Below are 12,335 nucleotides of genomic sequence, written 5' to 3'. Positions count from 1 at the left end.
GACGATATGGCCAAGAAAAGGACCTTTAATTTATTATCAAGAATTACATTTTTCTACCTCCTTTTTACATTGGGTGTATTTTTGGCGTATGCTCAATTTTTAACTTCTGAAGCTGATGAATTTATAGATTCAGATTTAAACAGAAGATTTTCGTGGATAGAACGAAAAGTAAAATATCACTTGGATGAAGGTACACCTCCAGATTCTTTGATTGGACGTTCTGTGACTGCTATTGATGTTGTATCAAAAAGATGTAATAAAAAAGAATTCCCTATAGTGGAAGATGTTACCGTTTATCATGATGAATTGGACAGAAACCTTCTCCATCGTAAAAAAATTGTCCTGATCACTTCTAATGAAAAACTTTACCGTGTAGAAATGAATAGGGAGGTTCAAAATTATTATTATTTCCGTGATGATATTTATGAGCTGATTATACCTTCTTTCATCGTTTTGACAATTCTGATTGTACTTTCTAATGCTATGCTTTCGGGCTATTTCTTACAGCCTTTTAAAAGGATTTTGGAGCAAATGCAACTTTACAAAGTTGGGGGTGATAAACAATTGGAAAAAGTGGAAACTAACACTACTGAGTTTGTTGAAATGCAGGACTTGTTCAGTAAAATGGTGGAAAGAATTGATGCGGATTATAACCACCTAAAGGAATACACTGAAGATATAGCCCATGAAATGCAGACGCCTTTGGCTATCATTAGAAATAAGTCAGAAGCACTAATGATCTCTGAGAAATTGGAAGAGGAAGACGCTAGAACTATCAAGACAATCTATGACGAAGCTAACCATATTTCCAGAATTGGAACTACTCTTAATTTGATCACTAAAATTGAAAATGGTGAGTTTACGGATGTCAAAGAGATTGACACAAAAACTGAAATAGAAAAGCAGGTAGAAGCCATTGAAGAACTGGCAGAGTTGAAAAACTTGAAAATAGAAAAGAAATTAACTGATGAACTTAAGTTTCAAATTGATCCTTATCTTTTTGATATAGTACTGAAGAATTTACTAAAAAATGCCATCAGGTATGGTGCTACTGAAGGTCCAATTGTGATACAATCTTCAAAAACTGAATTAAAAATCAGTAATTATGGAGCTCCTCTTATCATTTCAGAAGATCAGATTTTTAAACGCTTTGTGAAAGGATCAACTTCAAGTCAGTCTTTAGGTTTAGGCTTGGCATTGGTCAGTAAAATATGCAAAGTTTCAAATTTGGAAATACAATATTCATATCAACAAAAACAGCATATATTTTCAATAAAATCCAGAAAAGTGAAGGCTTAGTTTGGAGTAGTAAAGAAGTCTTAATAAATTAATTACTGAAGCAAAGTGTGGAGCTAACCAAGAGTTTCACATTTGTATTTAGTAATAGTTATTCATTAGAAATAATGAATACAAACTCTTTACATCTCAAACTCTCCCTTTCTATGAAGCGTTTTGTAGGAATTTTATCAGGCACTATAACTATTGCCTCTCTTTATATTTTTGGAAATTTGTTTTTATTTGATTCCCGCCAATCAAAAATTTCAAGATTAGATTCTGGATATGTAAGCGACTCTGCTAAATATCATCTTTCAGAAGCAATACAAATCAAAACGGTCTCTTATGATGATCCTGATTTGATTGATTCATCAGAGTTTGTCAAGTTTAGAAATTACCTTCAGTATACGTACCCGACAGTTTTCAGTAACTCTGAATATCACCTTTTTGGTACTTATTCTTATTTGATAAAATGGGAAGGTAGTGATGCTTCTTTAAAGCCTATTGTATTGATGTCGCACTTTGACGTGGTGCCTGCTCTAGAAGAGAATATAGCAGAATGGAAATATCCTCCTTTCAGTGGTGCTATAAAGGATGGAGTAATATGGGGGAGAGGAGCAATTGATGATAAAGTGGGAGTGATTGGAATTTTGGAAGCAGTACAGTCGCTGATGAAATCAGGTTTCAAACCTAAAAGAACCATCTATATGGCATTTGGTCATGATGAAGAAATCAATGGTACACATGGAGCTAGTTCAATGGCACATTACCTCAAACAGCAAGGTATTGAAGCAGAATTTGTGCTGGATGAAGGTGGTTATATCACGCAAGGCTTAGTACCTGGAATGGAAAAAGATGTGGCTTTGGTGGGGACTACAGAAAAAGGATTTTTAACGGTAGAACTGTCAACAGACATTGAAGGAGGACATGCTTCCATGCCTAAAACTGAAAGTGCAATTAGTGTATTGACAAAAGCGGTAAATGACGTGGTCAATAATCCTTTTCCTTCTTATATCTCGCCTCCTTTGAAAGATTTTATTGATTTTGTGGGGCCAGAAATGCCTTTTGGCTTGAAAACAGTATTTGCTAATTCAGCTTTATTAGAACCCGTACTGATGTCGGTGTATGAAAAATCACCTTCTTCAAATGCTTTGGTAAGAACAACAATCGCCCCGACTATTATAAGTGCTGGTATGAAAAGCAATGTACTTCCCAAGAAAGCACATGCGGTATTGAATATTAGAATTCTTCCAGGTGAAACAGTAGATTATGTTTTCAATTCCATTAAAGAGAAAGTCAATAATGAAAGAGTTAAATTAAGAATACTCAATAAATCAGAAGCAGCACCAATTTCAGACGCCTATTCTGATTCTTTTAAACTGTTAGATCAATCTATAAAAGAGACATTTGGTGACATTGTTGTATCTCCTTACATCATGATTGCCGCTTCAGATTCTAGACATTACTCTCAAATTTCACAAAATGTTTTACGTTTCTGTCCTTTCCATTTAAATAAAGAAAACCTTGATACAATTCATGGTGAGAATGAGAGAATCGGAGTGGTGGAGTTTGAAAATTCAATTCGTTTCTATCAGCAATTAATCAAAAATACCACAAACTAAAATTATTGATTCTATTTATTGATAAGCTTATTCAATTTCTTTAAGTGAGTTGGATAAGCTTTTATCTAAAGCGTAATCAACTTATTGATGATGTGTTTTTATCACATCATTATGTTTTTGTAGATGATGTAGTGTAGTACTTTTTAGTTTTTAATATATTAATAATCAACATTGAATGTGTCGTTCTTTCAAGTGATAAGGTGTTGTAGTAGTTGATTATTTTTTAATGAAATCATTCTATTTGAAATTGCTTAAAATAAAACCAATATAGAATGAGAAACTATTTTTACTTACTAATTACTGTATTACATTTTTCTTGTAGTGTAAAACATCCTGTTTCAGAGGAAAGAAAACCAAACATCGTCTTGATTGTTGCAGATGATATGGGAATGGGAGATGCAGGGTATCTAGGAGCGAAAGACATCCGAACACCTAATATTGATCATTTGGCTTCATCAGGAGTCCAATTTAGCCAAGCTTATGTGACGGCATCTGTTTGTGGCCCCTCTAGATCAGGTTTAATGACGGGAGTTTACCAACAGCGTTTTGGTTATGGTGAAAATATTCCAGAGGAACGTTGGGTGACAGGGGAGTTGAACAACTTAGGTATTCCAGTGGATCAGCCAATGATGGCTGAAATCCTAAAAAAACAAGGTTATACTACTCAGCTTGTAGGAAAGTGGCATTTGGGGTTGGATGAACATCTTAGACCTAATGCAAGAGGATTTGATGAGTTTTATGGTTTTTTAAATGGCTCTCATGATTACTATAAGGCGAGTAAAGAATTTACTAAGAACAGGGATTTCTGGCCAATCTTTAGAAATAAAGAAATGGTGGATTATGAAGGATATACCACTGAGGTATTTACAGAGGAAGTAGTGAATTTTATAGATAAAAATAGTGCTAATCCATTTTTTACTTTGGTCTCTTATAATGCCGTACATTATCCTTGGCAAGTACCTCAAAAATACCTTGATCGACTAGAGCATATTGAAGAAGAAGAGCGTAAACTTTTTGCAGGTATGACGCTGGCAATGGATGATGGAATTGGTAAAATAATCGAAGCATTAAAGGAGAAAGGAGTGTATGACAATACTATTATCGTATTCATTTCAGATAATGGTTCTCCAAGAAGTGAAGAGGGAAGAATGTCAAGAACGGGAGGACTAAGAGGATGGAAAGGTGATACATATGAAGGAGGTATTAGAGTTCCTTACATCATAAGCTGGCCTTCAAAATTAGCCAAAGGGGCTTCATATAATTATCCGGTGAGTACTTTTGATATTTTACCTACAATCAGTCATTTACTAGGTGTTGAGAGTAATAATGCACAACATGATTTTGATGGTGTGAATTTAATTCCCTATCTCACTGGAGAAAGTGAAGGCAGACCTCATAAACATCTGTTTTTTAGAAGAGATAAAGATTTTGCATTACGTAAAGATGATTATAAAATCACATTTAATACAAGGGAAAAGGAATTAGGTGTTCAATTATTTAATTTATCCACTGATCCAAATGAAACGATGGATTTGAAGGAAATTGAAAAGAAAATTTATGATGAGTTACTGAATGAGTTCCACTCCTGGGATAGTAAATTACCTGATAATAGATGGTTAGGAAAACCAGAGAATAGAAAGTCTATTTAAGTTGAAGGTACTCCTTCAGGTATTGAAGAATGATGTATAAGAGCATGTTTGGAACATCTTTTTTAGTAAAAATCCACCCTTTCAGAACGTGAGTTTATTAATTTCATCAACTATAGAATCACTATTTTCTCTGAAATTAATTTCCCACAAACCCAAAAGGGCGAATTTTTACTTCTAAAATATATATCCCAAACATGCTCTGAAGGATTTTTTTTGACCTGTTATTCAAGATATTTTTCTTCCTCATAAGAAAGAACATTAAAAATAAATTAACTTGTATTATTGTTCGAATCAAAAAATAATAATTTGTTTTTTTTGTTAAATACTCATACCCGGGAAACGATACTGTCTAAATCCTATTTTTTTGCTTTTCTCTTAGGGTATTTTATTCTAAATCAGGCTAGTGCTCAAGATCAATATGAATTGAAAGGAAAAGTAATTGACGCAAACACATTACTGCCAGTTGGATATGTACATTTTACTTTAAGTCATATTTCTCAAGGGACAACTTCCTCAATTGATGGAGAATTTATTCTGCCATATGTCAATTCATCTGATACTATTCATGTTTCATGTTTAGGTTATACCTCTCAATCTATCGCTGTAGATTCATTGTCATTTACTGAAATCAATGTCATTAGATTACACAAAGACGTAAAAAAACTTCAAGAAGTTGTGGTAGGAAGAAAAGGGTATGAAAATCCAGCATGGGAAATCATTCGGTTGGCCATGAAAAATTCTCCAGACCATAACTTCCACGGCAACAAAGATTTCAACTATCAATCCTCCATAAGAACAAATGTATACATCACTGATACAAATGAAAGATTTCTCAATCAAAAATTAGTGAAAGAAGCCATTCGAAGAATGGAGGAAATTGATACTTTGTCCATAAACCAAGATGGAATGCCTAATATTCCTGTTTATTCTTCAACATCTGAACAAACAGTAACTTATCATGCTTCGCAAAGGGCAGAGGATAGGGAGCAATCTTATTATAAGGAAGCTTTCTTAGGGCCAGAGTTTGAAAATCAATTCAGACAAGGTTTAGATAATGAAAAAACTACAGTCAACTTCTATCAGCAGTGGTTGAGGTTTTTAGCAAAAGACTTTTCATCTCCATTGAATCCGACTTTCAAAAATTATTATGATTTTGAATTAGTGACTTATGAGAAAGTGGATGGAGATTGGTGCTATAGGATTGACTTTGTTCCAAGACGCCAAAACGATATGACTTTTGGCGGTACACTTTGGGTTACGGATGAAAATAAAGGTTTTGCAGTGAAAAAAGTCAAAGCAGAAATCGGACGAGCTTCTCCCATCAACTTTATTGATAGCATTACGGTGGATCAAAAGTTGGCGGCTATTGACACTTCCAAAATTTGGTTTCCTTATCAACAAAACATCAAAATGTGGGTGGGAGGTAAGTTGAATAAAGATTGGACAAAATTTTTGGTAGATATCAATACTAAAAATACCTTTCCATCAGAAGATTCTTTGTTGCATTCTCAACCTACAGATACAACAATATATGCCATGTTGGATACTGTAAAGCAAATGCCAGCCGTCAAAGCTACTGCCAAGGTGATTGATATTGGAGTAACAGGTTACTACAGGGCAGGAGGTTTTGATTTTGGGCCATTGACAGTATTGTATGCTCAAAATAATGTGGAGGGTAATCGAATGCAGTTTGGTGGATTGACTAATACACAATGGAACCCAAATCTAATAGGCGGTGGATATGTTGCTTATGGTACCAATGATCAGGAATGGAAATGGGGAGTGATGGGAAAGTACATTCTCAATCATGAAAATTGGACCTTTTTATATGCTCGTGCACAACATTCCCTTCAACGCTTAGGGGCAGGAATCACCTTCCCTGGCCAAGATCCCTATCTATGGATTTCTCAAGCTTGGGGTACATTTACAAATCCTTATTACTTGGATGAGGTCAATGTAATTGCGAGCTCATATGTTGCAGAAGGTATTCAACTTAGAGGTAGTTTCACTTATAAAGATGAGAATTACTTCACTACTGAGTTAACGGACACTTTAGCTTTTTCACAAATTACTACATCAGAGTTGGCAGGTTCCATTATTTTTGATTTTGGAAAAAGATACGTTTCAAGCCGTCATCTTAATCGATATATAGCCGCTAATGGGAAATTTCCAACCATCACTCTTTCTTATAAACGAGGTCTACCTACACTATTTGATGCTACAGATAGCTATCATAAATTAGAATTATTAATGAGCCACCGTTTCAAAATTGGAGCCTTAGGCCGAATGGATTATGTAGTATCCTCAGGTTGGACTCCCTCAACAGTTCCTTTTCCGTTGCTATTTGTACATAGAGGAAATAACCTAAAATATATTTATAACAGAACATCTTATAATCTTATGGATTTTGGAGAGTTTATGAGTGATAGATATGTAGGTCTTAGAATGTTCCATCATTTTGAAGGACTTTTTATCAATAGGATACCTATAGTGAAGAAAATGAATATTAAAGCATTTGGCATCGCTAACCTACTATGGGGAGGAGTTTCCGATGCCAACTTAGCTGCCAATGTGAATCCATGGGATCGTGATGAAGCAAGCTTCAAGAGTTTAGACCCTTCCAAACCTTATGTAGAAGTAGGTGGGGGAGTAGAAAATATTTTCAGAATGCTGAAAGTTATGTTTTTATACAGAGCTACTTACCAGGAAGATGCGTCAAGGAAATATGGGGTGATGTTTGCTATTACGCCGGAGTTCTAAGCTGGGATTTTGAGCCAGGATTTTTTAGGATTATAGGATTTGCAGGATTTTGTTTGTTCGGGATTTCAATATTCTCTTTCCATTTGGATTTTATTTTTATCTCAAAAAAGAGCCTGTAAATCATTTATGTCCAGATTAGCTTGAAAAGCCAAAAGAAATCCTGTAAATCCTATAATCCTAAAAAATCCTGGTACAGGAATTGGAGTAGTAAGTAGAAAATAACGTTTAACGATTCTAACTATGAGTAACTTCAACAACAACGACCTGACAGGTAGAATAATAAGCTGTGCTATGAAAGTACACCGAGTATTAGGCAATGGATTTCAAGAAGTCATCTACCAGCGATCACTAGCAATAGAATTAGAAAGACAAGGAATACCTTTCCAAAGGGAGATGGAAATGGATATTTATTATGAAGGAGTGCATGTAGGTAAGAGGAGAGTAGATTTTAATGTAGGTAATGTGATGGTTGAATTGAAAGCTGTGAAAATGTTAGAAGATGTACATTTAGCTCAAGCTAAAAACTATTGTGAAGCCTATAATGTTCCGACAGGTTTATTGATCAACTTTGGTGGAAGAAGTTTAGAGTTTAAGAGAATATATAACAGAGTGAAAAACTAAAAAAAGCCATCCCAATTATAAAATTAGGATGACCGGATAGGTTGAATCATAGATAGTTGAATATCATGTTTTTTGTTTCTTTTTCTTTGCGGCAGGGAATAATATATTATTCAAAATCAAACGGTAACCTGGAGAATTGGGATGGAGGTTTAAATCTGTAGGTTCTTCGCCTACAAAATGTCTGTAATCTTCAGGGTCATGTCCACCGTAAAATGTCCAAGTGCCTTTGCCGTAAGTTCCATGTATATATCGAGCCTCTTTTGCCGATTCAGCTTCGCCCAGAATAATGACATCATTTTTTATTAAACGCTTCTTGAAAGCAGTGGTCTGTCCCATAAAACCCTTGATAAGACGTTCATGATTTTGTGTTAACATGGTAGGAACAGGATCCCATTTTGCAGAAAAGGCGAATAATTCAAAGTAGTCGTTTTCTTCTCTCAATCCTCTTTCATAAGATTGGTTGTCAATCTCTGAATATTCATATTGATAAGGGTCTAATTTTAATTTGAAATCTTTAAAAGCAAAAGTGTTATTGTAATTCAATTTTTCATGGACATGAGTATCTACACCATCACCATCATACATATAATCGCAGATATCCACCCCATCAGCTGCTAACGCTATATCATATGTGTCAGTTGCAGAACACATGGCAAACAAGAATCCACCACCCGCACAGAAATCTCTAATTTTCTTAACCACTCCAGCTTTCAGCTGGGAAACCTTTTCAAAACCATGTCTTTTCGCTGAAGCCTCAAACTGTCTTTGAGCTTCCATATACCACTCCTCTCTACCATAAGTGGCATAAAATTTACCATATTGGCCCGTAAAATCTTCGTGATGTAAGTGAAGCCAGTCGTACTTGGGTAGTAGGTCTGCCATCACTTCATCATCGAAAATCACATCATAAGGAATTTCTGCATAAGTAAGTACCAAGGTGACTGCATCGTCCCATGGCTGTTTTGAAGGCGGTGAGTAAACTGCAATTCTTGGAACAGCGTCTAACCGCATAATATCCATATTTGATTCTGGGTGGGAAATTTCTTCTTTAATCTGAACTGCTTGAGCTCCTGAGATTACTTCATAGCTTACGCCTCTGATCACCAATTCCTGCTCGAATAGAGAAGAGTTTTGAAACATAAAACTGCCTCCTCTGTAATTCAGTAACCATTCTGCTTCTACATCCTGACCGAGCACCCAAAACGTCATCCCATAGGCTTTGAGATGATTGCTTTGGGTTTGGTCCATAGGAATTAAAATATAATTCGCGAAGCATGTTAAATGAGTTAATAGCACTAGGTAAATGGTGGTCAAAAATCTCATATGTTATTATTAGGGTTTAATAGTAGAGTGGTTTCTAAAGCAACTAATAGGTTAGTCCTATTGTTTTTGGCGATTCGGGTTAATAAGAACAACAATTGTTTAACAGGAAAAATATCTGTAATGCCGAACTTTTAATTTATATTTAATTTACAATACTTTTTAGAGTATATTTACTCAAAAAAATCACTTTATAAGAAAAATATTACATTGTAAAGTTTTTGATTTTTTTGAACTATATTGAACGGTAAAAGATTGTATTTTTCTTAGTTTTATCATTTGACACATGTATATACTAACCTATTTAGTAGAAGCCATCACTTCAGTAAAAGCAAATAAACTTAGGACTTTTCTAACATCTGCTATGATTGCTATAGGAATTATGTCATTAGTGGGCATTATGACGGCAATTGACGCGGTCCAAGATTCTATTAATGATGGGATGTCAGATCTGGGGGTAAATAACTTTACAATCAACGACTTGACGAGAAGACGAGGTGCTTTTGGGAAGAAGTTTACAAAAAAAAGTACAATTACATTCGAAGAAATTCGAAAATTCAAGAAATTATTACCTGTAGAGGGGAAAGTAAGTGTTAATACAACTATCTCTGGAAATGTAGAAATCAAGAGATTATCCAAAAAAACTACTCCGAATTACTCAGTAGTGGGTATTGATGAAATGTACTTTAAGAACAATGGTTACAACATCAATAAGGGGCGTACTTTTTCTTCTGTTGAACTGGCTCAAGGACAAAATGTAGCCATCATTGCTGAAGACGTATTCAATGCTTTGTTTAATAAAAATGAAGAACCCGTAGATCAGACTATCGGTTTTTATGGGAAGAAATATCGTGTTATTGGCTTGCTTGAAAAGAAAGGTGGAATTGGTGAAGGAGATGCTGATCGTAAGGTTTTTATTCCTTTGATTAATGCAAATAAGTTTGCTACCACAAGAACTCTGAATTATGTGGCAACTGTTAACTCTACAGATCCTCGAGGTATTGATTATGCCATGGGTGAGGCAAGAGGAATTTTGAGAGTAATTCGTAAAGATCAATTAGGTAAACCTGATTCTTTTGAAATTAGAAGATCTGATTCTTTAAATAGTGAATTTGATCAAATGACAGTTACCCTAAGAATTGGAGGAGTTGCAATTGCAATCGTTACTTTATTGGGTGCATCAATTGGATTGATGAATATCATGATGGTTTCTGTGACAGAAAGAACACGGGAAATTGGTATCAGAAAAGCTTTAGGGGCAACACCAAGGGCTATTCGTCAGCAGTTCCTTTTAGAAGCAATCTTCATTTGTATTTTAGGAGGTGTAGTGGGGTCTTTTATAGGTGCAGGAATCGGTAATGCAATTGCTGTGTTTTTAGATTCTACTTCTTTTGTATTGCCATGGGTTTGGATGATTGTATCATTAATAGTTTGTGTTGCTGTAGGAGTAATGTCTGGATATTATCCTGCACGAAAAGCATCATTATTAGATCCAATTGAATCATTAAGATTTGAATAAACCTGTAGAGATTGTAGGGGTAGACCTATGTGTTTACTCGCTGTATATAATTTAAAGATACAAAAAGAGGTTGTCTCAAATTTAGAGACAACCTCTTTCTATTATTACAATATCTAGGTAGACGGATTGGTCAGCCCTACGTATTTTTATAATTACACAATTTCTCGTACTCTCAAAGATGAACCATTTTGTTCAACTACTTCTACTGGAACATTTTTTCCAATAAAATCACCCTCAGAGGTAGCATCAAAAACTTTATCATTGATTTTCACTTTACCAGAAGGACGTAAAACAGAATGCGTAACGCCTGTCAACCCGACAAAAGAAGAGACAAGGAAATCAGCTGTATAGCCTTTTTCAGCGGTCATGTCATTATCTAAAACAACACCTTTCATCAATGGACTCCCTAACAGTTTATGCCCAAAGAAGAACATGCCCGATCCTCCGATAAGGATAGCGGAAGTAACACTGATCAAAGCCGTAGCTATTTTTGCACCAGGAACGAAAGTGAAATCAAGAAAATCATTCTCTAACATCACTAAAGTAAGACCGGCTACAGTAAGTGTAATACCTGAAATGCCCGTTATGCCAAAACCTGGCACGACAAAAACTTCCAAAAGGATCAATACAAAGCCAAGTCCAATGATCAATAACTCCCAGTTGGCTGCCATCCCATTTAAATAATAAGGTACTAAATACAGAACACCGGCAGTAATAGAAGCGGCGATGGGGAAGCCAATACCTGGGGATTGTAATTCAAAGTAAATTCCACCAAGTATAATTAGAATTAAGATACTGCTGATGGCAGGATTCAAGAAGATATTGATGATATGCTCAGTAGCAGAAGGTTCATATTTCACCATTTCATAATCAGTGATGTTATTTCGCTTTAAAATCTCACTGATAGAGTTGACCTCTGCTTCACAAAAACCATTTTTGATAGCCTCGTCTGTAGTGAATGTAATCACATCACCTTCCTTGGATATGCCTTCTACCACTAGGTCCTGATCCACCATTGCTTCAGCAATTTTTGGATTACGGTTGTTGGCTTCGGCAGTGGAACGCATCATAGAGCGCATGTATGATTGATATTTATCAGGAGCTTTTTCTCCCGTGCCTCCCATTACAACTGTAGCAGCGCCAATGTTGGCACCTTTCTCCATATAGATAGAGTCACAAGCAATGGAGATCAATGCTCCTGCACTTGCAGCATTTTTATTTATGTAAACAAAAACAGGTTGAGGGTAATCTAATATGAGTTGTCTTATATGGTCAGCGTCATTTACTGCACCGCCATATGTGTCAAGATCAATTATAACATAGTCTGCTTTTTCACTTGTGGCATCATTCAAGGCATTTTCAACATGTCTTGAGGTTCTTGGATCAATTTCAGCCTTTAAGTCAAATACATACACAATCGGTTCTTTTTCAGTAGATAATGCTGATAAAGAGATAAATAACAATAATAGTGTATTAATTAAAGATTTCATTTCTTTTATATTGAAATAGGTTGAAGCTATAAACTCAATGTCTATGACTTTCTTTCTTAAACAGGGAATTAACACAATA

The 12,335-nt window shown here is 35.2% G+C and carries 8 protein-coding genes; 6 read left to right on the top strand and 2 right to left on the bottom strand.

Going from position 1 to position 12,335, the window contains the following annotated elements:
* Positions 1-6: 6 nt before the first annotated feature.
* The 5 genes from AVL50_RS04065 to AVL50_RS04045 all read left to right on the top strand — a co-directional run bounded on the left by AVL50_RS04065 (position 7) and on the right by AVL50_RS04045 (position 7,927).
* Complete coding sequence (locus AVL50_RS04065) at positions 7-1,299, top strand: HAMP domain-containing sensor histidine kinase (protein ID WP_062615208.1); 1,293 nt, start codon at positions 7-9, stop codon at positions 1,297-1,299.
* 104 nt (positions 1,300-1,403) lie between these two features.
* Entirely contained in the window at positions 1,404-2,897 is a 1,494-nt protein-coding gene (locus AVL50_RS04060; RefSeq protein WP_082795654.1) for a M20 family peptidase, read from the top strand.
* A 272-nt stretch (positions 2,898-3,169) separates the two neighbouring features.
* Entirely contained in the window at positions 3,170-4,546 is a 1,377-nt protein-coding gene (locus AVL50_RS04055; RefSeq protein WP_062615206.1) for a sulfatase, read from the top strand.
* Between the two features lie 423 nt (positions 4,547-4,969).
* Positions 4,970-7,306 carry a DUF5686 family protein gene (locus tag AVL50_RS04050; RefSeq protein ID WP_172826757.1) on the top strand — a complete coding sequence of 779 codons (2,337 nt, stop codon included), beginning with the start codon at positions 4,970-4,972 and terminating at the stop codon, positions 7,304-7,306.
* 240 nt (positions 7,307-7,546) lie between these two features.
* Positions 7,547-7,927 (top strand): GxxExxY protein, encoded by a 381-nt coding sequence (locus AVL50_RS04045; protein WP_062615204.1) that lies wholly within the window; start codon positions 7,547-7,549, stop codon positions 7,925-7,927.
* A gap of 63 nt (positions 7,928-7,990) precedes the next feature.
* On the opposite strand, the gene AVL50_RS04040 is transcribed toward AVL50_RS04045, so the two are convergent.
* Positions 7,991-9,250: a hypothetical protein gene (locus AVL50_RS04040; RefSeq protein WP_062615203.1), complete on the bottom strand. Its 1,260-nt coding sequence runs from the start codon at positions 9,248-9,250 to the stop codon at positions 7,991-7,993.
* Between the two features lie 283 nt (positions 9,251-9,533).
* Between AVL50_RS04040 and AVL50_RS04035 the strand changes: the two genes are divergently transcribed.
* Positions 9,534-10,766, top strand: coding sequence for an ABC transporter permease (locus AVL50_RS04035; RefSeq protein WP_062615202.1), 1,233 nt, complete (start codon positions 9,534-9,536; stop codon positions 10,764-10,766).
* A 152-nt stretch (positions 10,767-10,918) separates the two neighbouring features.
* On the opposite strand, the gene AVL50_RS04030 is transcribed toward AVL50_RS04035, so the two are convergent.
* On the bottom strand, positions 10,919-12,256 hold the full coding sequence (locus AVL50_RS04030; protein WP_062615201.1) for a nodulation protein NfeD: 1,338 nt from the start codon (positions 12,254-12,256) through the stop codon (positions 10,919-10,921).
* Positions 12,257-12,335: the final 79 nt, after the last annotated feature.

Source organism: Flammeovirga sp. SJP92 (assembly GCF_001583495.1).
Classification (GTDB): Bacteria; Bacteroidota; Bacteroidia; order Cytophagales; family Flammeovirgaceae; genus Flammeovirga.
The sequence above is the reverse complement of the archived record's forward strand: the minus strand, read 5'-3'. Positions and strand labels throughout refer to the sequence as shown.